A 23378-nucleotide genomic window follows, 5' to 3' on the forward strand; every position below is an offset into this window, starting at 1 on the left:
CCCGGACTAATGACAGGCCCGCCAGCCACCCACGCGGTTCGCCTGATCGAGATGCAGATGATCGGCGTGCGCGGCATTGTAGTCCGGCGAAAGCACGGTCGCGAAACTCTTGCAGGCCACGTCCCGAACGGCATGGAGGAAGACCGCGTCGTCGATGCCGCCCTTCCAGTCGCGCCGGACCTCTATTCGCCGTCCATTGGCCAGCACGAAGGCCGCCACGTCAATGGCATTGCCGGTGGCGTGCTCGCTCCAGTTGCCGGTATCGCCGTTGCCGATGCGCCGGCAGTTCACCGTGCCAAGATGCTCGATCCGCACCACGGGACTGCCGTAGATCACTTCCGCATGGGGCTGGACGCCGTGCCGCAGCCACCACGCCAGACCCATGTCCAGCGCGCAGGTTCCCTCCGCATGCCGAGGCTTGAGAGCGAGCGCCATCGGGCCGGGGAATCCGAGCATCCGCCGGTCGGCCCGACGACAGGCACCTTCGCCCACCGGCGGGAGGGCCTCGCCGGGAAAATCGCTGCGCAGGAGGAAAGACTGACAGGCGGCGGGGTCGACGCGCAGCGCCGCCAGCTTGCGGCTGGTCGCCCAACCCGGACGTTCAGCCAGCGTCAGCGGCGCCCAGGGATTGTTTCCGGGATGGTCGTGCAGCCAGTCCGCCGTCGCCAGCCCGAGACAGGCAAGCAGAATGAGCGACATCGCCACGCGGTCGATGGGAAAGATCATGCCGCATCAACGCCCGCACCTCCCCTTCGCTCCGCGCATCGGCTTATTCGAGCATCGAAAAGATCGCCCAGGCCAGTCCGGTGGCGCCGAGGAACAACGGCCAGGACCAATAGAACTCGTGCCCCTGGTAGAGGGTATGCGTGATCGTGAGCGCTCCCCCGCGCGAGCCTTGCGATCCGATGATCAGCGATACGACCCCTGTAAGCAGGAAAGCCGGGATCAACGCCTTGATGATTGCCATGACGATAGACCTGGTTTGACTGTGCCTTGCCGGGAGTCTCGCATCAATTGGTAAATTTCGTGCTACCGGCACGGCCGATTAAAACGATTGTCGCATTGTGGACAACTACGGGAAAACCAGAGGAAAATACGGGGATAATCGAGGGACAACCTGTGCACACAAGGCAACAAAAAAGGGGGCGCGAAGCCCCCTTTCCTGTTTTCGCGAAGCCCTGCCTCAGTGCGGAGGAAGCGGCTGCGGCGGAGCGTCGAAGTCTTCCTCGTGGGTCTCGACGATACCGCGGCCGACATGGCTCTTGCGGTAACCGTAAGCGAAGTAGACGACGAGGCCGATGCCGCCCCAGACCGGAAGCACCAGCATCGCTTCAACCGGCAGGTTGAAGAACAGCACCACGCAGCCGATGATCGCGAAGGGCGCCACCACCCACACCAGCGGGGTGCGGAAGGGACGGACGCGCTTGGGATCGCGCACTCGCAGGATCAGCACGGCCACCGAGACCATCAGGAACGCGAAGAGCGTGCCCGAGTTCGAGATGTCGGCAAGCTGGCCTACCGGCAGCAGCGCAGCGGCAATCGCCACGAAGACGCCGGTAATCATGGTCACGATGTGCGGCGTCTTCCACTTGGGGTGGACGGTCGCCAGCTTCTCGGGAAGCAGTCCGTCGCGCGCCATCACGAAGAAGATACGGGTCTGACCGTAGAGCATCATCAGGATGACCGAGGGAAGCGCAAGGTTGGCGGCCAGACCGATGAGGTCGCCCGCGCGGGTGTAGTTGATCGAGCGGAGAACCTGGGCCAGCGCCTCGTTCGAGCAGACCAGCGGCGTTGCGCCCTGCTTGGCGAGTGCGGCGCACTGTGCGGCGAACTCGGGCGAGCCGGGCTGAATGCCCGCTGCGGTCGGCTGCGCGCCAACGGCACCGATCGCGCCGCCGGCGACGAGCAGGTAGAACACGGTGCAGATCGCAAGGCTGCCGATCAGGCCGATCGGCACGTTGCGCTGCGGGTTCTTGGTTTCCTCAGCCGCGGTGGAAACCGCGTCAAAGCCGACATAGGCAAAGAAGATCGAAGCGGCGGCGCCGAAGACGCCCATGCCGCTGCTACCCGCCGGGCCGAACCAGCCGTTGGGCGTGAAAGGCTCGAAATGTTCGACTTTCAACACCGGCAGGGTCAGCGCGATGAACATCGTAAGCGCGGCGACCTTGATGGCGACGAGGATTGCGTTGAAAGTGGCGCTTTCCTTGGTGCCGATCACCAGCAGCGCCGTCACCGCCAGCGCCACGAAGATGGCGGGGACGTTGATGATGCCGTGGCTGAAATCAACGCCGGTGAGCGACCAGCTGGGCCCCGCCGATAACAATTCGGGTAACTGGAACCCTGTCAAACTCTTGAGCAGGCCCATGAAATAGCCCGACCAGCCGACCGAAACGGCCGATGCGGCAACCGCATATTCCAAGATCAGTGCCCAGCCGACCATCCAGGCCAACAATTCGCCGACGACGGCATAGCTGTATGTGTAGGCAGAACCCGAAACCGGCACCATCGAGGCCAGTTCCGAATAGCACAGTGCCGCCACGGCGCAGACGACGCCGGCGATCACGAAGCTCCACATCATGCCGGGCCCGGCCTTCTGGGCCGCCGCGGCAGTGAGAACGAAAATACCGGTGCCGATGATTGCGCCGACACCCAGAAGCGTCAGCTGCACGGGTCCGAGCGACCGGTGAAGAGATTTCTTTTCCGCCGTCGCCAGAATGGCGTCGAGCGGTTTTACGCGTCCGAACATTATTGGACCCCCGAGTTCTTGTATGGCGGCGACGCTAGCGCCATGCCCGAACATCGCAAGCGATAACGCGCTTGGTTCCCCAGTTTTGCTGTATCTGGACCGCATAATGGGGCCAGTTCCGGGCTGTGCCGAAGACATCGAGCTAATGGGGTTTACCGAGCACGGACGAGCCCGCTAAAAGCCCGAGCCATGTCCACGACCTTCCAGCTCGACACCGCGACCAGCCGCGCCAATCCCACTCCGGCACCGATGAAGCGCCTGACGGTTCCTGCCATTCAGCGCCGCAAATCCGGCGGCCTGACCGCCGAGCCGCTGGTCATGCTAACGGCCTATACTGCCCGGCAGGCACAACTGTTGGACGAACATTGCGACATTCTGCTGGTGGGGGATTCGCTGGCGCAGGTCATCTATGGCCTGCCCTCCACCCTGCCCGTCACGCTGGACATGATGATCGCCCATGGTGCCGCCGTGGTGCGCGGCAGTTATCACTCGCTGGTCATCGTGGACATGCCTTTCGGTTCCTACGAGGAAAGCCCGCAGCAGGCCTTCGCCTCGGCCGCGCGGCTCATGGCCGAGACGGGCTGCGCCGGAGTCAAGCTGGAGGGCGGCGTCGCCATGGCGGAAACCATCGCCTTCCTGACCAGCCGCGGCATTCCGGTGATGGCGCACATCGGCCTCACCCCGCAGGCCGTGAACGCGCTGGGCGGCTACGGCGCCCGCGGACGCAGCCAGGAAGAGCACGCCAAGATCATCTCCGACGGCAAGGCCGTGGCGGATTCGGGCGCCTTCTCGGTTGTCGTCGAAGGCGTGGTGGAACCGATCGCGGTCGCGCTCACGCAGAGCCTTGAAGTGCCCGTGATCGGCATCGGCGCTTCGGCGCAGTGCGACGGACAAGTGCTGGTGGCCGAGGACATGCTGGGCATGTTCGACCGCGTGCCCCGCTTCGTGAAGCGCTATGCCGACATGGCCACGCTGGTATCCGAGGCGGCAGCCAAATATGCCGAGGAAGTGCGCGCCCGCACTTTCCCCGGCGTCGAACAGACCTATCAGCCGAAGTAACCCGATCATGGTCACGGCAACGCTCACCCTGCGGATCGACGATCCGACGGCGCCCTATGTCGCCGACTTGCTCACCCATCACCTTTCCGAGCTGGCCTCGGTCATGGGCGAGCATGCCTTCGCGCTCGATTCCAGCGGCCTTTCGGCACCGGAAGTGACCTTCTGGACGGCCTGGCGCGGGGACCTGCTTGCCGGTTTCGCCGCGCTCAAGGATCTGGGCGACGGCGAAGGCGAAGTAAAATCGATGCGCGCGGCGCCCGAAGCGCGGGGAACCGGCGTCGGGCGTGCCCTGCTCGATCATGTGATCTCCGAAGCCCGTGCGCGTGGCTATGCGCGGCTCTATCTGGAAACCGGCACGGCAGAGCTGCACCAACCGGCCATCGCGCTCTACCGCAAGGGTGGCTTCACCTCGTGCCCGCCTTTCGCGGACTACGCAGAAAGCCCCCATAACCAGTTCATGGTGCTTGATTTTATCTCAGCGTGATGCTTCTATATCGGGTGCCACGCCGGGACTTTCCGGCTCGCCGACGATACGGTTGAGGCGGCTGAGCATCGACACGGCATAAGCGGCGTAGGGGCCGATCCAGCGCTCGTGAATCGCATGGATCGGCAGCGCGTCGAGATGGTTCCACCGCTCTCGCCCGCGCCGCTCGACGATCAGCACCCCGGCCTGCTCCAGTACTTTGAGATGCTGCATCACCGTGCAGCGATCGAGTTCGGGCATCAACGCGCAGAGTTCGCCGGTCGTGGAGGCGCGTTCCTTCAGCACGTCCAGCATGCGCCGCCGCACCCGGTGCCCGAGCGCCTTGAACAGCGCGTCGTCTTGATCGTCGGTTGACATGTTACAAAATCATAACATAATCGGATCGACCTGCAAGGGAGTCGAGCCATGACGCCGAAGTTCACTGTCGGAGGCCGGATCGCAAAGCCTGTCGGAGAGGTTTTCGAAGCCGTCGCGAACCCTGACACGCTATCCGAATTCTTCACCACCGGCGGCGCGAAAGGCCGGCTTGAGACGGGTGCCGTCGTCACCTGGGATTTCCACGATTTCCCCGGCGCCTTCCCCGTCCATGTGGTCGAGGTCGAGAAGGACAAGCGCATCGTCCTGCGCTGGGACGGCGACAAGAGCGCGGTTCCGGCAGGCGCGGACGGCACACATCGGACGCTCGTGACCATGACGTTCGAAGCGCTCGACGATGGCCGCACGCGCGTCCAGATCTCCGAGGAAGGCTGGCTGGACACGCCGGAAGGTATCAAGGCCTCCTACGGCAATTGCGAAGGCTGGACCGGGATGCTGGCAGCGATGAAAGCGTGGCTGGAACACGGGATAAACTTGCGCGAAGGCTTCTATAAATAGGGGCACATCCGCAGCGCCCCGGAACCCGCAGACCCCAAACCACTTCCCAATCCCGCTCAGCCTGAGCCTGTCGAAGGCCCCGCAGACAAGCACCGCCCCTTGCCTCCCCCACTTCGCGATCTAAAAGCGTGAGGCATGAACACGATATCCCCCCCGCGCATCCCCATTCTGGTCGCAGCCCTGCTCGCCGCCGCCTCGCACCCTGCCCTCGCCAAGGACGCCATCGATCCCACGCGGATCGTTGCCGACGTGAAGACGCTCTCCTCCGACACGTTCGAGGGCCGCGCGCCCGGCACCGTGGGCGAGGAGCGGACCATCGGCTACCTGATCGCGCGCTTCCAGGATCTCGGCCTCCAGCCCGCAGGGCCTGACGGACAGTGGGTGCAGAAGGTGCCGCTGCTGCACACCCGGCTGGGAGCGCCGCGAACGCTTGCCTTTACCAGTCCCAAGGGCACGATGCCGGTCGAGGTGGCGAAAGACATCTACATCTCCACCGTGCGCCCGGACGACACGGCACGGATCGCCGGCGCGCCGGTGGTCTTCGTCGGGTACGGCGTGAACGCGCCCGAACGCGGCTGGGATGATTTCAAGGGCGCCGACCTCAAAGGCAAGGTCGTGGTCTTCCTCATCAACGATCCCGATTTCCACACCTCCAGCGGCGAGCCGGTCGCGGGCAAGTTCGGCGGCCGGACGATGACCTATTACGGCCGCTGGACCTACAAGTTCGAGGAAGCCGCGCGGCAAGGCGCGATCGGCGCGCTGATCGTCCACGAGACCGAAGCTGCTGGCTATGGCTGGAACGTCGTCACCAGCCCGGGCGGCGAGAATTACGACATCGTACGCACGCCGGGCAAGCTCACCAGCCTGGCCCTGCAAGGCTGGCTCTCGGGCGATGCGGCAACCCGACTGTTCGCTTCGGCCGGACTGGACCTTGCAAAACTCTCCACCGCCGCCCGGCGGGCCGACTTCAAGCCCGTGGAACTCAAGGGCGTAGCGTTCGATGCCGATGTGCAGGTGAACCACGAACAGGTCATGAGCCACAACGTGCTGGCCCAGATCCCCGGCACCACGCGCAAGGACGAAGTGGTAATGTTCGGCGCCCACTGGGACGCTTATGGCAAGGGCGCTCCGGACGCGCAGGGCCGCATCTACCGCGCGGGCGCCAATGACGACGGGATCGGCATCGCCGCGCTCTTCGACATCGCCCGCGTCATGAAGGCGGAAACGCCGCCGCAGCGCTCGGTCGTTTTCGCCGCGTGGACGGCGGAGGAGCGCGGGCTGCTCGGCTCCGAATTCTACGCTGCCAATCCGGTGTTCCCGATGGAGAAGACGGTCGCCAACCTCGCCATCGATGTGCTCCAGACGGCAGGCGCCGCGAACGACGTCACGCTGATCGGCAAGGGTCAGGATACGCTGGAGGACGACATGGCCCGCGTCGCCGCTGCACAAGGCCGCCGCGTGACACCCGAGGGCCTGCCCGAGCGTGGGCTGTTCTACCGGGCCGACCATTTCTCCTTCGCCAAGCGCGGCGTGCCGGTGATGCTGCTGATGGGCATCGCCGGCGCGGCGGACCTCAAGGAAGGTGGCGTCAAGGCGGGTCAGGCATGGATCGATGCCTATACCGGCCAGTGCTACCATCAGGCCTGCGACATGTGGTCGCCGGACTGGAACATGGACGGCGCGGTGCAGGATATCGAACTGATCCGCACGATCGGTACCGACCTCGCCAATTCGTCCCGGTGGCCGCAGTGGAAGCCGGGTTCGGAATTCAAGGCAGCACGCGACAAGTCAGAAGCGGCGCGCAAGTAAGCGCCTCGCCCTTAACACAGTGGGCGGCGACCTAAGGGGGCTACACGGGCCACACTTGATTATCGCCCACCGTTTTCCCACCCTCGTCATTGCGAGCGGCGAAGACGCGCGGCAATCCAGAGCAGGCCCAAACCGCTCTGGATTGCTTCGCTCCGCTCGCAATGACGAACGACGGTGGAGGAACGACGGACTACGGACTACGGACGGCGGGCGCTGGTTCAGGCCCAGTGGATCAACAAGGCGGCAAGCGCGTGAAACACCACCGCGCCGCCTACCAGCCATCCAGCCAGCTTGATGGCTCTGGCCGCGCTCTCGTCGCGGGCCTGAGAGACGGGCGCTTCCATCCTCGCGGCAGCGGCGCGCAGGAAACGGGGCGCCTCTTCGGCCACGCGGGAGAATTCCAGCAGCGCGGCTTCCAGCTTATCCGGCTCGGTCAGCCGCGACAGCCGCGAGGCGACGAGCTTGCCGCGCATCCGGCCCAGCGCATCCGAAAGGTCGAAGTCCGGGGCGATGCCCGCCAGCACGCCGTCCATCGTCACCATCGCCTTGAAGATCAGCACAAGGTCGGGCGGCAACACCAGCCCCTCCTGCCGCAGCAGCGGGAAGAAATCCGCCACCATCGCATTGAGCACGAGCTTGCCGGTGCCATGCCGCGAGACGAGGCGCTCGGAGGCCCGCAGCAACGTCTCGCGCGGGATATCACCCCCTTCGGACCATGCCACCAGCATGTCGGCCACGCCGCGCGGATCACCGCTGCGCAGGGCGAGAATGAAAGTCAGGAATTCGTGCTGTCTTCGCGGGCTGACGAAACCGACCGAGCCAAGGTCCAGCAAGGCCAGCCCATCGTCTCCCGGTTGTTTCGGCGGTATGCACAGCAGGTTGCCGGGATGCGGATCGGCGTGGAAGCGCCCGTTGACCAGCACCATCTCCAGTACCAGTTCCGCCCCCAGCAAGGCGATGCGCGAAGGATCGATCCCGGCGGCTTTGAGTGCGGCCGGGTCGCGCGGCGGAATGCCCTCGACATAGTCCATGACGAGCACTTGCTCGCCGGTCCATTCCCAGTGGATGCGGGGCACGATGACATGTTCCAGCGAGGCGAGATCGGCGCGCAGCAGGTCTGCGTTGCGGCCTTCGTTGGCGAAATCCAGCTCGTCGAGGATCTCGCGGCCCAGTTGCTCGATCATCGCCGTCGGCCGCATCCGCCGCACTGCGCCGCTCCGCGCCTCGGCCAATGCCGCGAGGTGGCGCATGAGCCGGAGGTCCGCCTCCATCCGGGCGCGAATGCCGGGGCGGCGGATCTTGACCACGACCTCAGTGCCGTCCTGCAACCGGGCGCGGTGGACTTGCGCGATCGAGGCCGCCGCCAGCGGTTCGGTATCGTAGGCGGCGAAGGCGGTTTCGGGCGTTTCGCCCAGTGCGGCTTCCACTTCGGCGCGCAACTGCTCGAACGGCAGGCGCGGGGCATCGCTCTGCAGTTGCTCGAAGGCGGCGATCCACGGGTCAGGCAGCAGATCCCGCCGGGTGGCGAGGATCTGGCCGAGCTTGACGTAAGTCGGCCCCAGCGCCTCCAGCGCGCGGCGCGTGCGTGTCGGCAGGTCGCGGGCTTCCACGCCCTCGCGGCTGTCGCTCTCACCCAGCCCCAGCCGGACCGCCAGTGATTCCAGCCCGAAACGCGCAATCACGGCAGAGACTTCGGCCATCCGCCCCCGGTCGCGCGTGGCCACCGCGATCGACTTGAACATGCGCGCACTCCTTCAGCCGTGGACAACCTGCCGGACGCGGCCCCGGTTCCGGCGACCCGCCCGCAGTCAGCGCCGGAACGATTGGACACGGCGACGCCCATAAAGCTAGGAATTTCAAATGAGCGGCAGTTTAACGGGCGCGCGGAGGCCCGCATTCGCATTGACAGTCACGCTGGCCATGGCGCTATCGGCCTGCGGCGGCGGGACAAAGTTCCGCGCGGTCAGCGACGTTCCGGTGCGCGTCGGCGCGCCCTACAAAGTGCGCGGCGTCACCTATTCGCCCGCGACCCAGCCCGATTACGACGTGCTCGGCTACGCCACGTGGTACGGCAACGAATCCGGCAACAAGGTCGCCAATGGCGAGCGCTTCCGTCCCGACTGGATCACGGCCGCACACAAGACGCTGCCACTGCCGAGCTACGTCGAAGTGACCTCGCTCGACACCGGCCGCCGCATCGTGGTGCGCGTCAACGACCGCGGCCCCTATGGCGAGAGCGCCCGGGTGATAGACCTGTCACGCGGCGCCGCAGAAGCTCTTGGCATTCGCGGCAAGGGCAAGGCGGCCGTCCGCGTGCGCGTGGTCGAGCCCCCGGAAAAAGACCGCGCCGCCCTGCGCAAGGGCAAGGCGGCGCAGGAACTCCCGCCGGTCAGTCCGACGACGCTGGCGAACCTGCAATCCCAGTTCGATCGCGGCGTCGGCACGCGCTGAGGACCGGCTCGACCGCGAGGGCGGTCACGCCATCTCGCGCTCGGCGTAAGCTTCCTCTTCCTTGCCGATCAGAAGATTGGCGAGGAACCAATATGCCTCTCCCCAAGCGGCGAGCACTTCGTCGGTGGCGGCATCGCCCAGCACGTCACGGATCGCGGGGAGCAGCGCTTCGGCCACGAGCGGGTAGTGCTCTGCCTTCACCCCGGTCTCGACGTGGCGATGGACCATGCGGGCCACGGCGCCATCCAGCTTCTGCAACTTGTCGACATTCTGCGCATAGCCAAGGATCGCAGCGGCAAGCCGGCGCGGCTGCTCGCCCGACTGCTGTGCAGCCTGGTCGAACATCGCCCGCACCTCCTCATTCACGAAAAGCCGTTCGTACATACGCGTGGTGATCTCCACGCCATGTTCCTGAAGCGCCGGCGCGGTGGCCTTGACGATGGCGACGGTCCGTTCGCCGAGAGGAGCAGTCATGTCGAGTCGTCCTTTTAAAGATGCAACCTGAATGCATCTATACGTCGATTGAAAAAGATGTAAACCAGAAGCATCAATTTACGGAGACCGCGATTGCGCCTGACTGCGCACACCGATTACGCCCTGCGCATCCTGCTTCACGCCGCCATGGACCGGGATCACCTGCTCTCGATCGCGCAAGTGGCTGAAGCGCACGAGATCTCGCGCAATCATGCGATGAAGGTGGTGAACCTGTTGGGGAACGCGGGCTTGCTGGAGACGGTGCGCGGGCGCGGCGGCGGCTTTCGCCTCGGCCGCCCGGCGAGCGACATCACACTGGGCGAAGTCGTGCGCCTGACCGAGCCCAACCTGCAACCGGCCGATTGCGACAATTGCCTGCTCAAGGGGGCCTGCGGGCTCACCGGCCTGCTGCGGAATGCCGTGGGCGCGTTTCTGGCCGAACTGGACCGCTCCACGCTGGCCGACGCCGCCGCGGGTACGCGCCTGCCACTGGCGCTGTTTTCTGCGACCTGAATCCGAGCCCAGAATCTGGTGGCCTGATTTCCTTGACCTAACTCTTTTGACCTGACTCCTTCCTCGGATTCGCTGTCCCAAAGTGGGAACCTAGTCGCCGCTTCGGCGTTGCTGGGCGTGAGAGGAGATACATTATGAACATTGGGGCCGAACTTCCTTACCGCCGCAGCCGCTTTGCCCGCCGCACCGGCTCGTTGATCTTCGATCGCCAGCTTGAGGATCGCGTGCGCGCACACGACGAAGGCCGCGAGCAACCCATGCAGATCTGGTCGAACGGTCGCTTCCGGTCGAACTGACCGGGCCGGAAATCCCCCCGCCGGCAAACTCGCCTCTTCACAGAGGCATGGCGCGACCGTCGAGGCGCCGGAGCGTAACATGGTTGCGCTCCGGCGTCATTGCGCTTGGCGATAACGAAAGCCCGTAAGCCCGCTTGCGCAATGCGCCGGAATGGTGCGTGTGAGCGCTTGCCTGTGGCGGATTTCTGCGCTTCAACCCATGGCTTCCACCACCTGCGGCGCCCTCACCGGCGCCAGGGGAGCCGGCTTCACGCAAACGCTCCCCCGGATGCCGGCACATCTTTCAGGGTTGCCGCCGCCAGGAGAAATGACCGATGAAGACCCGGCTCATGGCCGCTGCTGCCCCCCTCGTGCTGGGCACCGGCCTGCTTGGAGGCATGCCGATGACCGCTCTTGCCAAGGATGCCAAGGCCAGCGCGGCGCCCGCCGCTGCAACCGCCTATGCCGGGCCGTTTGCCCAACCCAGCACGCTGCAATTCCAGGCGCCGAACTTTCCCCTCTACAAGGACACCGACTGGCAGCCCGCGATCGAGGCCGGCATTGCCGCCAAGCGCGCCGAAATCAAGGCGATCGCCGCCAACCCGGCCAAGCCGACTTTCGAGAACACCGTGGTCGCCATGGAGCGCGCGGGCAGCATGTTCGACCGGGTCTACAACGTGTTCAGCCAGCTCACGTCGGCCAACACCAATGACACGCTCGACGCTGCCGACACCGCCGTCAGCCCGCAGATCTCCGCGCTCAACGACGATATCTACCTCAACGCCGCGCTGTTCGCCCGCGTCAAGGCCGTGCACGACAGCGCGGAAGGCAAGGCGCTGACCGGCGAAGACGCGATGCTGCTTGCCACGACGTACGACAAGTTCGTCAATCGCGGCGCCCTGCTCTCACCCGTGCAGAAGGTCGAACTCAAGAAGATCAACCTTGAGATCGCCACCCTTGAGACCAAGTTCTCGCAGACGCTGACCGCCGGTACCGCCGCCCATGCGGTGGTGTTCGACAACGCGGCCCAGCTCAAGGGCATGAGCGATTCCGACATCGCCGCCGCCGCCAAGCGCGCCGCCGATCAGGGCAAGCCCGGCAAGTACCTGATCCCGCTTCTCAACTTCACGCAGCAGCCGGTTCTGACCCAGCTCGAAAACCGCGACAGCCGCAAGCAGGTGTTCGAGACGAGCATCAATCGCACCTCCTCGGGCGACCAGTACGACACCACCGGCATCGTCACCCAGATCGCGGTGGCACGCGCCAAGAAGGCCCAGCTGCTCGGCAAACCGGACTTCGCGACGCTCCAGATGTACAACCGCATGATCAAGTCGCCGCAGAAGGCGATGGACTTCATGAATGGCTTCGTTCCCGCCCTGCGCGCCACGCAGGACCGCGAAGCTGTGCTGCTGACCGAAGCAGCCAAGGCCGACGGCGTGACCGACGCGCTCCAGCCCTGGGACTGGAGCTACTATGCCGAGAAGGTGCGCAAGGCGAAGTACGACCTCGATGAAACGGCAATCAAGCCCTACTTCGAAGTCTGGAACGTGCTGGAAAACGGCGTGTTCTACGCCGCCACGCAGACTTACGGGATCACCTTCAAGCGCCGCACCGACCTGCCGGTCTATCACCCGACGATGCGCGTCTATGAAGTCTTCGACAAGGACGGCTCGTCGCTGGCGCTGTTCTATTACGATCCCTTCGCGCGTGCCAACAAGAAGGGCGGCGCGTGGATGAACAACTTCGTTGACCAGTCCTTCGTCAACAGGACCAAGCCCGTGGTGGCCAACACCCTGAACATCGACCCGCCGGCCGAGGGGCAGCCCCCGCTCGCCACGTGGGACGATGTCACGACGATGTTCCACGAATTCGGCCACGCGCTGCACGGCTTCTTCGCCAGCCAGAAGTACGCCTCGCTCTCGGGCAGCAATACCGCCACGGACTTCGTGGAGTTCCCCAGCCAGTTCAACGAGAACTTCGCGACCGTGCCGCAAGTGCTTCAGAACTTCGCCAAGCACTATCAGACCGGCGCGCCGATGCCGGCGGACCTGCTCACGAAGATCAAGGCGGCGCGCAAGTTCAACCAGAGCCTTGCGCTGGGCGAAACGCTCACCGGCGCGATGCTCGACTTGCGTTGGCACACGCTGAGCCCCGAAGCCGCCGCGCTGCCGCCAATGGCTTTCGAAGCCAAGGCGCTGGCCGAGACAGGCCTGCGGACGGACCTTATCCCGCCGCGCTACCGGACGCCGTACTTCCGCCATATCTGGGACAACGGCTATGCGGCGGGCTACTACTCGTACATCTGGACCGAAGTCCTTGCGCATGACGGCTGGGCCTGGGTGGAGCAGAACGGCGGCATGACCCGCGCCAATGGCGACCACATCCGCGCCACGTTCCTGGGCCAAGGCCACTCGAAGGAACTGGGCGAGATGTTCCGCAACTTCACCGGCCACGACCCGAGCGTGCAGCCAATGCTCGAAGCGCGCGGCCTTACGCAGCCCGCGAAGTAAGACAGACAGGGATCATGCAGGGGGCCTTTGCGGCCTCCTGCATGCCGAAACGCCGGCGCTCGATTGAGCGCAGAAGGAGTGGCGAACGGGCCGGCGTAACGGCCCGTTCGCCACTCCTTCATCTTTTTCCGTCAGATCGTGCCGCTCCGGGACAGTCGCGAGCGCGCGCATGCGCTGTCCGCGCCGAACCGCTAGGACGACCGCGTGACCGAAATCTCCTTCCCTGCCGCACTCACCCAGATGGAGCCGCGCCCGCGCGACTTCACAGGGAAGTTCGCGCGCGGCGGGCGACGTCATGCCCGGCGGCGGCTACGGCGACGCTGGGCGCTTGGGGCTGGGGCGCTGGCGGCCGTCGCCCTGCCCGCCGTGGCCGAACCCGGCAATTGGGATCGCTTTACTATCGCCGATGCCCGTAGTGGTGAGGGCGCCGTGCTGCCGATGCCCTTCGAGCAGCCCGGCAGCAGCTTCCCGGGCTCTGCTTATTATTATCTCCAACCAGAGCCGGACGTGGAGACGAACGACGGCAGCGCGGCCCTTCCCGCCGATCCGTCAGGACCGGTAGCCCGCGCGTTTCGTTTCGCCGGCACCGAACTGGACCGGGCCCGCGCGCAGCAGTGCATGACCATGGCGATCTATTACGAGGCCGCGACCGAGCCCGATGCCGGGCAGCGCGCGGTGGCGCAAGTCGTGCTCAACCGCCTTGCGCATCCCGCCTATCCCAAGACCGTGTGCGGCGTCGTGTTTCAGGGGTCGGAGCGGCCGACCGGCTGCCAGTTCACCTTCGCCTGCGACGGGTCGCTGGCCCGCGCGCCGCAGCGCTTTTTCTGGGACCGCGCCGCCGCTGTCGCCCGCGCCGCGCTGGCCGGTTATGTCTACGCGCCCGTGGGCCTCGCGACGCACTACCATACGATCCAGATCAATCCCTACTGGGCGCCGACCCTGCATTATCTCACCACGATCGGCGCGCACCGGTTCTACAGCTTCGAAGGTTCGGCGGGCGCGCCTGCCGCGTTCCGCCTCGCCTATCTTGGTGGCGAGCCGATGGCCGCGCCGCGCCCGCGCGACTTGTCCGCCGCCAGCGCCCTGGCCGATGCCGCGCTGGATCCGGTCGCGCTGCAACGCACCTTCGCTACGGCGCCAACTGCGCCTCCGCCAGCCGAGAGCGACGCCGCTTCTACGCCTTCACCGCCCCCGCATTACACGCAGGACGTGCGCGCCCGCGGCGGCGATGCCATTGACCGCGCGCAGGGCCTGCCGGAGGCGCAGGGCATCCGTCCTGAATATGCCAATTCCGGCAAATGGATCGCCGCCCCAGGCACCTGATAAGGGTCTTTCCCTAGTTAATCTGAACACTCTGGAAACCATAGCCCCTCACGAAGACTTAGCGGGCTCCGTGGCAATAGAAGGCCCTACGACAATCACAAAAAGGGCCTGCGACGATGACCATTCGCTTTTCCGCTGCACGGGGCGGGATGACGCCGGTTATCAAGCGCATGCGCTGTGCCTGGGCGCCGCTCGACGCCGCGAACGACAACGACCCGAAACGTCGCAGCACTTTCGCGTCCGGCCCGCTCCTCCCTTCCGCCGCCAACCAGAACGGCCATGACCAGCGGATGCTGACCGAGGCCTTGCGCCACTTCGCGGTCTACGGCCTGTCCGCCGCGCGGCATGCCCGCGCCAATGCCGAGGAAGCCCGGCTCCACGGTGACGAGAAGGCCTGCAACTGGTGGGTGGCGATCTGCCGCCAGCTTGACCGCCGAATGGCTGAAGCGCTCGCACGCAAGATCGCCAACGGCGCCTGACCTCGTTTCCCCATCGAAATCCATAAAAGAGGCGCGGGTCGAAAGGCCCGCGCCTCTTTCGTTTGCCCTTTGCCTTGCCACCCCAATCGCGACAACGCGCCTTGCCGACGCGCCGACTCGCATCGTCCGTTCTTGCGAGTGCCATTTTGCTGCGGGAGAATCCGGGCAACGCAAGGCTGCCACAGGCTTGCGAATTGCGCGGTTGCTCTTGCGCCGAGCGGTTGGTCGGATGCGATTCCGGGCCCAGTTTCCCGCGCTTCCTACCCCCCTATTGCAATTGCGAACTATTATCAGTAAAATCTTCGTCGCCATGCGGATGCAAAGCGGTTTCCCGGTTGCAATGTCGGATCGAGGGGCGTAACGCGCCCTTCGTTGAACCCGGCACCTGCCTTCAGCGGGACGAAAGCAGGCCGCCTTATAGTCCGTCGATCCCGCCTTGTGGGAAGGACAAGCACGCATCATGGCTCGTAAGAAGATTGCCCTCATCGGCGCCGGCAACATCGGCGGCACCCTCGCGCACCTCGCCGCGCAGAAGGAACTGGGCGATATCGTCCTCTTCGACGTCGCAGAAGGCCTGCCGCAGGGCAAGGCGCTCGATCTGTCGCAGTGCGGTCCGGTTGAAGGCTTCGACGCCAAGATCACCGGCACCAACGACTATGCAGACATCGCCGGCGCAGACGTCATCATCGTCACCGCCGGTGTTGCCCGCAAGCCCGGCATGAGCCGCGACGACCTGCTCGGCATCAACCTCAAGGTGATGAAGTCGGTCGGCGAAGGCATCGCCGCCAATGCACCCGACGCATTCGTGATCTGCATCACCAACCCGCTCGACGCGATGGTCTGGGCGCTGCGCGAATTCTCGGGCCTGCCCCACAACAAGGTCGTCGGCATGGCCGGCGTGCTGGACTCGGCCCGCTTCTCGACCTTCCTGGCCTGGGAATTCGGCGTTTCGGTCCGCGACGTGACCTCGTTCGTGCTCGGCGGCCACGGCGACACCATGGTGCCGGTGGTCGAATACTCGACCGTCAAGGGCATCCCGGTTCCCGACCTCATCAAGATGGGCAAGTCCACGCAGGAGCGTATCGACGCCATCGTCAAGCGCACCGCCAACGGCGGCGGCGAAGTGGTTGCCCTGCTCAAGACCGGTTCAGCCTTCTACGCACCGGCCGCTTCGGCGATCGCCATGGCTGAATCGTACCTGGGCGACCAGAAGCGCGTTCTGCCCTGCGCCGCGCACCTCGAAGGCCAGTATGGCGTCGACAATCTTTACGTCGGCGTGCCCGTCGTGATCGGCGCCGGCGGCGTCGAGCAGGTCATCGAAATCGAACTGAACGAAAAGGCGAAGGCCGGTCTTCAGGTCTCGATCGATGCGGTCAAGGAACTGCTGGTCGCTTGTAAGGCGATCGACGGCTCGCTGGCCTGATCCGAAAGACCGCCCGAAGGCTCCCGGCACCCTGCCGGTAGAGCCTTCGGGCGGTCCGGATATTTTCAGGGCCGTTGATTTTACGACTTGGACGGTTGCACTTCGCAGAATTTGCGCCATGGCGCTTCCCAAGCCGCACTTCGGCCTACCTCAGGAACAGGAATTAGGATTCCCCTATGTCCATTCTCGTCGACAAGAACACCAAGGTCATTACCCAGGGTATGACCGGTGCCACCGGCACCTTCCACACCGAGCAGGCCCTTGCGTATGGCACGCAGATGGTCGCCGGCGTGACCCCGGGCAAGGGCGGCACGACCCACATCGGTCTGCCGAACTACAACACCGTTGCTGAAGCCAAGGCCGCCACGGGCGCCTCGGCCACCTGCATCTACGTTCCGCCGCCGTTCGCCGCCGATTCGATCCTCGAAGCGATCGACGCCGAGATGGAACTGATCGTCGCGATCACCGAGGGTATCCCGGTTCTCGACATGGTCCGCGTGAAGCGCGCCCTCTCGGGCTCGAAGTCGCGCCTGATCGGCCCGAACTGCCCCGGCGTCCTGACCCCCGGCGAATGCAAGATCGGCATCATGCCCGGCAGCATCTTCTCCAAGGGTTCGGTGGGCGTTGTTTCGCGCTCGGGCACGCTTACCTATGAAGCCGTGTTCCAGACCACCAACGCCGGCCTCGGCCAGACCACGGCCGTCGGCATCGGCGGTGACCCGGTCAACGGCACCAACTTCATCGACGTCCTGGAACTGTTCCTGGCCGACGAAGCAACCAAGTCGATCATCATGATCGGCGAAATCGGCGGCAGCGCCGAAGAAGAAGCGGCGCAGTTCCTCAAGGACGAAGCCAAGCGTGGCCGCAAGAAGCCGATGGTTGGCTTCATCGCCGGCCGCACGGCGCCTCCGGGCCGCCGCATGGGCCACGCCGGCGCGATCGTGTCGGGCGGCCAGGGCGGCGCCGAGGACAAGATCGCGGCGATGGAAGAAGCGGGCATCCGCGTCTCCCCCTCGCCCTCGCTGCTTGGCGAGACGCTGGTCGAGGTTCTCAAGGAACTGGCGTAACCAGTTTTGCCCGTGGCGGCAGCCCATTGCCGCCGCCACGGGTCTATAAATAGCCGGTGCGATTTGACGCCGGATGATATGCGAAGAACCGGGAATTCCTCCCCGGATTCCGGCTTCGCGCAGATTATGCTCGGTAGCGCCGGGAATCCCCTCCCGACGCCACATGAAGGTGATTCCCATGGGCGACGAGAGTTTCGACTTCACCCCCGGCTCGGCTGACAATGGCGCCCTCGACGGCCCTCAGGCCGGACCCAGCTGGCAGCGCAAGAACTGGCCCCTCGTCGGCGCCGAGTTCGAGGACGACCTGACGCAGGGCCTCGACCCCGCGGCGCTTAAGGTCCAGATCGAGAAGGCCGCCGCCAAGGGTGGTCCGAAGATCGACCAGTCCCGCATAGACGAAGCGGCGGCCGATGCCATCCGCGCCATGATGCTGATCCGCACATATCGCGTGCGCGGTCACCTGGCGGCGGAACTCGACCCGCTTGGTCTTAACCAGCGCCAGCTTCCGGCTGACCTGACCCCCGAATACCACGGCTTCGTGGGCGCTGCGCAGGACCGTCCGGTCTACGTCGGCGGCGCGCTGGGCCTTGAGTGGACGACCGTTCGCGAGATCGTGCAGATCCTGCGCGCCAACTATTGCGGCAAGGTCGGCCTCGAATACATGCACATCTCCGATGTCGAGGAGCGCCGCTTCCTCCAGGAGCGCATGGAAGGCGCCGACAAGGAGATCGAGTTCACCGTCGAAGGCAAGAAGGCGATCCTTCAAGCCGTCGTTCGCGGTGAGCAGTACGAGAAGTTCCTCGGCAAGAAGTACGTCGGCACGAAGCGCTTCGGCCTCGACGGCGGCGAAGCCATGATCCCGGCGCTGGAAGCCGTGATCAAGTACGGCGGCACGCTGGGCGTGAAGGAAATCGTGTACGGCATGGCCCACCGCGGCCGCCTGAACGTGCTCGCCAACGTCCTCGCCAAGCCCTACAAGGTCATCTTCCACGAATTCTCGGGCGGCACCGCCAACCCGGAAGACGTCGGCGGCTCGGGCGACGTGAAGTACCACCTCGGCACTTCGGCCGACCGTGAGTTCGACGGCATCAAGGTCCACATGAGCCTGATGCCCAACCCGTCGCACCTCGAAACCGTCGATCCTGTCGTGCTCGGCAAGGTCCGCGCCTACCAGACGATCGCGGACGACATCGGCGACGACGTCGGCCCCGGCGCCAAGCACAAGCAGGTGCTGCCGGTCCTCATCCACGGTGACGCGGCCTTCGCCGGCCAGGGCATCATCTGGGAGTGCTTCGGCCTCTCGGGCGTGAAGGGCTACAACACCGGCGGCTGCATCCACTTCATCATCAACAACCAGATCGGCTTCACGACGAGCCCGCAGTTCGCGCGCAACTCGCCGTACCCGTCGGACGTGGCGAAGGGCGTTCAGGCCCCGATCCTGCACGTCAACGGTGACGATCCGGCTGCCGTGACCTTCGCGTGCAAGCTGGCGATCGACTATCGCCAGACCTTCGGCCGCGACATCGTGATCGACATGTGGTGCTATCGCCGCTTCGGCCACAACGAAGGCGACGAGCCTGGTTTCACGCAGCCGCTGATGTACGCGCAGATCCGCCAGCACCCGCCGGTCAGCCAGATCTATGCCGAGCGTCTGAAGAAGGAAGGCGTCATCGACGACGCGTTCCTGCCGCAGACCGAGGCCGCGTTCACGCAGCATCTGGAAGAGCAGTTCGAGGCCGCCAAGACCTACAAGGCCAACCAGGCCGACTGGTTCGCCGGTCAGTGGAGCGGCTTCCACAAGCCTGCCGATCCCGAAACCGCGCGTCGCAACGTCGAAACCGGCATCGAGAACAAGCTATTCGACAGCCTCGGCCGCGTGCTGACCACCGTTCCTGAAGACCTCACCGTCCACAAGACGCTGGCCCGCGTGATCGCCGCCAAGGACGAGATGTTCAAGTCGGGCGACGGCTTCGACTGGGCCACGGCGGAAGCACTCGCTTTCGGCAGCCTCGTCACCGAAGGCTACAGCGTGCGTCTGTCAGGTCAGGACTGCGAACGCGGCACCTTCTCGCAGCGTCACGCCGTCTGGGTCGACCAGAAGGACGAGCACAAGTACACGCCGCTGAAGACCCTGCCCCACGGCAGCTTCGAGGTGCTGAACTCGACGCTTTCGGAATATGGCGTGCTCGGTTTCGAGTACGGCTATGCCAGCGCCGATCCGAAGACCCTGGTGCTGTGGGAAGCGCAGTTCGGCGATTTCGCCAACGGCGCGCAGATCATCATCGACCAGTACGTCGCCTCGGCCGAGTCCAAGTGGCTGCGCGCCAACGGCCTCGTCATGCTCCTGCCCCATGGCTACGAAGGCCAGGGTCCGGAGCACTCGTCGGCCCGTCTGGAGCGTTACCTGCAGCTCTGCGCGCAGGATAACATCCAGGTCTGCAACATCACGACGCCCGCGAACTACTTCCACGTTCTGCGCCGTCAGATGCACCGTCCGTTCCGCAAGCCGCTGGTCATCATGACGCCGAAGTCGCTTCTGCGTCATCCGCTGGCCAAGTCGCCCGCTTCGGAATTCCTCGGTGACGGCCACTTCCGCCGCCTGCTCTCGGACCCCAATGCGCCGAGCGATGTGGCGACGAAGAAGGTCATCCTGTGCTCGGGCAAGGTCTTCTATGACATCCTAGAAGCCCGCGATGCCGCCGAGATCGACGACACGCAGATCATCCGCATGGAACAGCTCTATCCCTTCCCGGGCGAGCCGCTGACCAAGCGCCTGTCGCGCATGCCGAATCTCGAAGAGATCGTCTGGTGCCAGGAAGAACCGCAGAACAACGGTTCCTGGTTCTTCGTCGAATCGCAGATCGAAGCTGCCGCCAAGGAAGCCGGTGTCGCCCAGCCGCGTCCCCGTTATGCCGGCCGCAACGCCTCGGCCTCGCCGGCCACCGGTCTCGCCAAGCGCCACGTCGCCGAACAGGCCGCGCTGGTTGCCGATGCGCTGCACCTCTCCGTACGTTCCGAACTCCGCCGCAAGCAGAAGGCTTGAGATAAATCATGACCACCGAAGTCAAGGTCCCCGTCCTTGGGGAATCCGTCGCCGAGGCCACCATCGGCCAGTGGCTGAAGCAGCCCGGCGAAGCGGTTGCCGCTGACGAACCCATCGCCAGCCTGGAGACCGACAAGGTCGCCATCGACGTCATGGCGCCGCATGCCGGCGTCATGGGCCAGCAGCTTGTCAAGGAAGGCGACACCGTCGTCGTCGGCGCGCTGATCGCCACGATCGAAGCCGGTTCGGGCGCCGCTGCGGCCCCCGCCGCCGCTGCCGCACCGGCCACTTCTGCTCCGGCCCCTGCCCCGGCAGCCGCTGCCGTCGCCCCTGCTGCGGCTCCCGCAGCGGACGACGCTGCCGCCGGTTCGTCGGTGCTGTCGCCGGCCGTGCGCCGCGCGATCCTGGAACACGGCATCGATCCGGCCACCATCAAGGGCACCGGCAAGGACGGCCGCATCACCAAGGACGACGTCCTTGAAGCGGCCAAGAACAAGCCGGCTTCGGCACCTGCCGCCTCGGTCCCGGCTGCTGCTGCCCCGGCCGCACGCAACGAGGAACGCGTCAAGATGACGCGTCTGCGCCAGACGATCGCCAAGCGCCTGAAGTCCGCGCAGGACAACGCCGCACTTCTCACCACCTTCAACGACGTCGACATGTCGGCCGTCATTGAAGCGCGCGAGAAGTACAAGGACGTGTTCCAGAAGAAGCACGGCATCAAGCTGGGCTTCATGTCGTTCTTCGCCAAGGCTTCGGTCCTGGCGCTCAAGGACATCCCGGCCGTCAACGCGCAGATCGACGGTGACGAGATCGTCTACCACGACTACGTCGACATCTCGATCGCCGTCTCGGCCCCGAACGGCCTTGTCGTTCCGGTCGTGAAGGACTGCGACAAGCTGGGCTTCGCCGGCATCGAGAAGGCCATTGCCGAATTCGGCAAGAAGGCCAAGGAAGGCACGCTGACCATGGCCGACATGGCCGGCGGCACCTTCACCATCTCGAACGGCGGCGTGTTCGGCGGCCTGATGTCGACCCCGATCATCAACCCCCCGCAGTCGGCCGTGCTCGGCCTGCACCGCATCGAGGACCGTCCGGTCGTGCGTAACGGCGAGATCGTGATCCGCCCGATGATGTACATCGCGCTGTCCTACGATCACCGCATCATCGACGGCCGCGAGGCAGTCACCGCGCTCAAGACGATCAAGGAAGCGATCGAGGATCCCACGCGTCTCCTCATCGACCTCTGAGGGTCCAATGCCGCGCGGCAACCTTCGACAAGCTCGCAGATGAGCGGATGTCGCGCGGTAGTTACTTGAAGTTAGAACAATTCCCGCTCAGGCTGAGCTTGTCGAAGCCCCTTAGCGCGACGGAGGCCTAAACAATGGCTGATTACGATTACGACGTCCTTGTCATCGGTGCCGGCCCCGGCGGCTATGTCGCAGCGATCCGCGCCGCGCAGCTCGGTCTGAAGACCGCCTGCGCCGAAGGCCGCGAGACGCTGGGCGGTACCTGCCTCAACGTCGGCTGCATCCCCTCGAAGGCGCTGCTCCACGCTTCGGAATACTTCGAAGCGGCGAAGGAAGGCGGCTCGATGGCCAAGATGGGCATCAAGGTCACGCCCGAGCTGGACCTCGACACCATGCAGGGCCAGCGCCTTGACGCGGTGAAGGGCCTGACCGGCGGCATCGAATTCCTGTTCAAGAAGAACAAGATCGACTGGCTGAAGGGCTACGCCCAGTTCAAGGACGCGCACAGCGTCGAAGTGGCCGGCAAGACCGTCACCGCCAAGAACATCGTGATCGCCACCGGTTCCTCGGTCACCCCGCTTCCGGGCGTGGAAATCGACAACGCCGGCGGTGTGGTCGTGGACTCGACCGGCGCGCTGGAACTGGCCTCGGTTCCCAAGAAGATGGTCGTCATCGGCGGCGGTGTGATCGGCCTTGAACTCGGTTCGGTCTGGCGTCGTCTCGGCACGGAAGTCACCGTCGTCGAATTCCTCGACCAGTTGCTGCCCGGCATGGACCTCGACGTCCGCAAGGAAGCCGCCAAGATCTTCAAGAAGCAGGGCATGACGCTCAAGCTCTCGACCAAGGTCACCGGCGTTGCCGTTGAAGGCAAGGCTGCCAAGGTCACCGTCGAGCCCGCCGCCGGCGGCGCTGCCGAAATGATCGACGCTGATGTCGTGCTCGTCGCCATCGGCCGCAAGCCGAACACCGACGGCCTCGGCCTCGCGAACATCGGCCTCGAACTCAACCAGCGCGGCCAGATCGAGACCGACCACGACTTCGGCACCAAGGTCGACGGCGTCTGGGCTATCGGCGACGTGATCCCCGGCCCGATGCTCGCCCACAAGGCCGAAGACGAAGGTATCGCCGTGGCTGAGAACATCGCGGGCCTGACCGGCATCGTGAACCACGACGTGATCCCGGGCGTGGTCTACACGCAGCCGGAAATCGCGGGCGTCGGTCTGACCGAAGAAGCCGCCAAGGCTCGCGGAGCGGTGAAGGTCGGCAAGTTCCCGATGCTTGCCAACTCGCGCGCCAAGACCAACCACGAGCCCGACGGCTTCGTGAAGGTGATCGCCGACGCCGAAACCGACCGCGTTCTCGGCGTGTGGTGCATTGCTTCGGTGGCCGGCACGATGATCGCCCAGGCCGCGCAGGCCATGGAATTCGGCGCGACCTCGGAAGACATCGCCTACACCTGCCACGCGCACCCGACCCACTCGGAAGCGATCAAGGAAGCGGCCATGGCCGTGCAGGGCAAGCCGATCCACATCTGATCGGGTCCGCCTTGAAGGCATAGAAAAGGCCGGTGGCGCTGAATGCGCTACCGGCCTTTTTCTTTGG

Annotated in this window: 21 protein-coding genes; 15 read left to right on the top strand and 6 right to left on the bottom strand. The window is 65.2% G+C overall.

The window, feature by feature from the left end:
- Positions 1–6 precede the first annotated feature (6 nt).
- From AC1VVK_RS02725 to AC1VVK_RS02735, 3 genes are all read right to left on the bottom strand, one after another.
- Complete coding sequence (locus AC1VVK_RS02725) at positions 7–726, bottom strand: extensin-like domain-containing protein (RefSeq protein ID WP_482904279.1); 720 nt, start codon at positions 724–726, stop codon at positions 7–9.
- A 43-nt stretch (positions 727–769) separates the two neighbouring features.
- A complete protein-coding gene (locus AC1VVK_RS02730; RefSeq protein WP_482904280.1) occupies positions 770–967 on the bottom strand; it encodes a hypothetical protein in 198 nt (65 codons plus the stop codon).
- Between the two features lie 216 nt (positions 968–1183).
- Positions 1184–2749 (bottom strand): amino acid permease, encoded by a 1566-nt coding sequence (locus tag AC1VVK_RS02735; protein WP_132385790.1) that lies wholly within the window; start codon positions 2747–2749, stop codon positions 1184–1186.
- Between the two features lie 186 nt (positions 2750–2935).
- Here AC1VVK_RS02735 and panB point away from each other — a divergent pair, with 186 nt between their 5' ends.
- Positions 2936–3805, top strand: coding sequence for a 3-methyl-2-oxobutanoate hydroxymethyltransferase (gene panB / locus AC1VVK_RS02740; RefSeq protein ID WP_482904281.1), 870 nt, complete (start codon positions 2936–2938; stop codon positions 3803–3805).
- A 7-nt stretch (positions 3806–3812) separates the two neighbouring features.
- Complete coding sequence (locus tag AC1VVK_RS02745; RefSeq protein ID WP_482904282.1) at positions 3813–4289, top strand: GNAT family N-acetyltransferase; 477 nt, start codon at positions 3813–3815, stop codon at positions 4287–4289.
- Here AC1VVK_RS02745 and AC1VVK_RS02750 read toward each other — a convergent pair.
- A complete protein-coding gene (locus tag AC1VVK_RS02750; protein WP_482904283.1) occupies positions 4281–4646 on the bottom strand; it encodes an ArsR/SmtB family transcription factor in 366 nt (121 codons plus the stop codon). The genes AC1VVK_RS02745 and AC1VVK_RS02750 overlap by 9 nt on opposite strands.
- 48 nt (positions 4647–4694) lie before the next feature.
- Between AC1VVK_RS02750 and AC1VVK_RS02755 the strand changes: the two genes are divergently transcribed.
- Both AC1VVK_RS02755 and AC1VVK_RS02760 read left to right on the top strand, forming a co-directional pair.
- On the top strand, positions 4695–5162 hold the full coding sequence (locus AC1VVK_RS02755) for an SRPBCC family protein (RefSeq protein WP_482904284.1): 468 nt from the start codon (positions 4695–4697) through the stop codon (positions 5160–5162).
- Positions 5163–5297: 135 nt separating this feature from the next.
- Positions 5298–6971 (top strand): M28 family metallopeptidase, encoded by a 1674-nt coding sequence (locus AC1VVK_RS02760; protein WP_482904285.1) that lies wholly within the window; start codon positions 5298–5300, stop codon positions 6969–6971.
- A 218-nt stretch (positions 6972–7189) separates the two neighbouring features.
- Here AC1VVK_RS02760 and AC1VVK_RS02765 read toward each other — a convergent pair whose 3' ends face one another.
- Positions 7190–8713 (bottom strand): ABC1 kinase family protein, encoded by a 1524-nt coding sequence (locus AC1VVK_RS02765; protein WP_482904286.1) that lies wholly within the window; start codon positions 8711–8713, stop codon positions 7190–7192.
- A 118-nt stretch (positions 8714–8831) separates the two neighbouring features.
- Between AC1VVK_RS02765 and AC1VVK_RS02770 the strand changes: the two genes are divergently transcribed.
- A complete protein-coding gene (locus AC1VVK_RS02770) occupies positions 8832–9422 on the top strand; it encodes a septal ring lytic transglycosylase RlpA family protein (RefSeq protein ID WP_482904287.1) in 591 nt (196 codons plus the stop codon).
- Positions 9423–9446: 24 nt separating this feature from the next.
- Here the strand turns inward: AC1VVK_RS02770 and AC1VVK_RS02775 are convergent, their stop codons facing one another.
- Positions 9447–9896 carry a globin domain-containing protein gene (locus AC1VVK_RS02775; protein ID WP_132385514.1) on the bottom strand — a complete coding sequence of 150 codons (450 nt, stop codon included), beginning with the start codon at positions 9894–9896 and terminating at the stop codon, positions 9447–9449.
- Positions 9897–9989: 93 nt separating this feature from the next.
- Here AC1VVK_RS02775 and AC1VVK_RS02780 point away from each other — a divergent pair, with 93 nt between their 5' ends.
- The 10 genes from AC1VVK_RS02780 (at position 9990) to lpdA (ending at position 23311) form a co-directional block, all read left to right on the top strand.
- On the top strand, positions 9990–10409 hold the full coding sequence (locus AC1VVK_RS02780) for an Rrf2 family transcriptional regulator (protein WP_482904288.1): 420 nt from the start codon (positions 9990–9992) through the stop codon (positions 10407–10409).
- A gap of 134 nt (positions 10410–10543) precedes the next feature.
- Complete coding sequence (locus AC1VVK_RS02785; protein WP_165912071.1) at positions 10544–10705, top strand: hypothetical protein; 162 nt, start codon at positions 10544–10546, stop codon at positions 10703–10705.
- 314 nt (positions 10706–11019) lie between these two features.
- Entirely contained in the window at positions 11020–13194 is a 2175-nt protein-coding gene (locus tag AC1VVK_RS02790) for a M3 family metallopeptidase (RefSeq protein WP_482904289.1), read from the top strand.
- 204 nt (positions 13195–13398) lie between these two features.
- The gene (locus tag AC1VVK_RS02795) at positions 13399–14517 is read left to right on the top strand and encodes a cell wall hydrolase (protein ID WP_482904290.1); all 1119 of its coding nucleotides are present in this window, start codon (positions 13399–13401) and stop codon (positions 14515–14517) included.
- Positions 14518–14633: 116 nt separating this feature from the next.
- Positions 14634–14996: a hypothetical protein gene (locus AC1VVK_RS02800; protein WP_482904291.1), complete on the top strand. Its 363-nt coding sequence runs from the start codon at positions 14634–14636 to the stop codon at positions 14994–14996.
- 460 nt (positions 14997–15456) lie between these two features.
- Positions 15457–16419, top strand: a complete 963-nt coding sequence (gene mdh, locus AC1VVK_RS02805) for a malate dehydrogenase (RefSeq protein ID WP_132385517.1) — start codon at positions 15457–15459, stop codon at positions 16417–16419.
- 176 nt (positions 16420–16595) lie between these two features.
- On the top strand, positions 16596–17486 hold the full coding sequence (gene sucD / locus AC1VVK_RS02810; protein WP_132385518.1) for a succinate--CoA ligase subunit alpha: 891 nt from the start codon (positions 16596–16598) through the stop codon (positions 17484–17486).
- A gap of 178 nt (positions 17487–17664) precedes the next feature.
- On the top strand, positions 17665–20529 hold the full coding sequence (locus AC1VVK_RS02815) for a 2-oxoglutarate dehydrogenase E1 component (RefSeq protein ID WP_482904292.1): 2865 nt from the start codon (positions 17665–17667) through the stop codon (positions 20527–20529).
- 8 nt (positions 20530–20537) lie between these two features.
- Positions 20538–21776 (top strand): 2-oxoglutarate dehydrogenase complex dihydrolipoyllysine-residue succinyltransferase, encoded by a 1239-nt coding sequence (gene odhB / locus AC1VVK_RS02820; RefSeq protein WP_482904293.1) that lies wholly within the window; start codon positions 20538–20540, stop codon positions 21774–21776.
- A gap of 134 nt (positions 21777–21910) precedes the next feature.
- Positions 21911–23311 carry a dihydrolipoyl dehydrogenase gene (gene lpdA, locus AC1VVK_RS02825; RefSeq protein WP_482904294.1) on the top strand — a complete coding sequence of 467 codons (1401 nt, stop codon included), beginning with the start codon at positions 21911–21913 and terminating at the stop codon, positions 23309–23311.
- Positions 23312–23378 lie beyond the last annotated feature (67 nt).

This window comes from Novosphingobium sp. BL-S-32, assembly GCF_056857055.1.

Bases quoted from the DNA above. Each gene is read 5' to 3' on its own strand.
- AC1VVK_RS02730 (WP_482904280.1), bottom strand. From the start codon at position 967: ATGGCAATCATCAAGGCGTTGATCCCGGCTTTCCTGCTTACAGGGGTC.
- sucD (WP_132385518.1), top strand. From the start codon at position 16,596: ATGTCCATTCTCGTCGACAAGAACACCAAGGTCATTACCCAGGGTATG.
- AC1VVK_RS02725 (WP_482904279.1), bottom strand. From the start codon at position 726: ATGATCTTTCCCATCGACCGCGTGGCGATGTCGCTCATTCTGCTTGCC.
- AC1VVK_RS02750 (WP_482904283.1), bottom strand. From the start codon at position 4,646: ATGTCAACCGACGATCAAGACGACGCGCTGTTCAAGGCGCTCGGGCAC.
- AC1VVK_RS02770 (WP_482904287.1), top strand. From the start codon at position 8,832: ATGAGCGGCAGTTTAACGGGCGCGCGGAGGCCCGCATTCGCATTGACA.
- AC1VVK_RS02755 (WP_482904284.1), top strand. From the start codon at position 4,695: ATGACGCCGAAGTTCACTGTCGGAGGCCGGATCGCAAAGCCTGTCGGA.
- AC1VVK_RS02765 (WP_482904286.1), bottom strand. From the start codon at position 8,713: ATGTTCAAGTCGATCGCGGTGGCCACGCGCGACCGGGGGCGGATGGCC.
- AC1VVK_RS02760 (WP_482904285.1), top strand. From the start codon at position 5,298: ATGAACACGATATCCCCCCCGCGCATCCCCATTCTGGTCGCAGCCCTG.
- AC1VVK_RS02775 (WP_132385514.1), bottom strand. From the start codon at position 9,896: ATGACTGCTCCTCTCGGCGAACGGACCGTCGCCATCGTCAAGGCCACC.
- AC1VVK_RS02800 (WP_482904291.1), top strand. From the start codon at position 14,634: ATGACCATTCGCTTTTCCGCTGCACGGGGCGGGATGACGCCGGTTATC.
- AC1VVK_RS02785 (WP_165912071.1), top strand. From the start codon at position 10,544: ATGAACATTGGGGCCGAACTTCCTTACCGCCGCAGCCGCTTTGCCCGC.
- AC1VVK_RS02745 (WP_482904282.1), top strand. From the start codon at position 3,813: ATGGTCACGGCAACGCTCACCCTGCGGATCGACGATCCGACGGCGCCC.
- odhB (WP_482904293.1), top strand. From the start codon at position 20,538: ATGACCACCGAAGTCAAGGTCCCCGTCCTTGGGGAATCCGTCGCCGAG.
- AC1VVK_RS02790 (WP_482904289.1), top strand. From the start codon at position 11,020: ATGAAGACCCGGCTCATGGCCGCTGCTGCCCCCCTCGTGCTGGGCACC.
- panB (WP_482904281.1), top strand. From the start codon at position 2,936: ATGTCCACGACCTTCCAGCTCGACACCGCGACCAGCCGCGCCAATCCC.
- mdh (WP_132385517.1), top strand. From the start codon at position 15,457: ATGGCTCGTAAGAAGATTGCCCTCATCGGCGCCGGCAACATCGGCGGC.
- AC1VVK_RS02815 (WP_482904292.1), top strand. From the start codon at position 17,665: ATGGGCGACGAGAGTTTCGACTTCACCCCCGGCTCGGCTGACAATGGC.
- lpdA (WP_482904294.1), top strand. From the start codon at position 21,911: ATGGCTGATTACGATTACGACGTCCTTGTCATCGGTGCCGGCCCCGGC.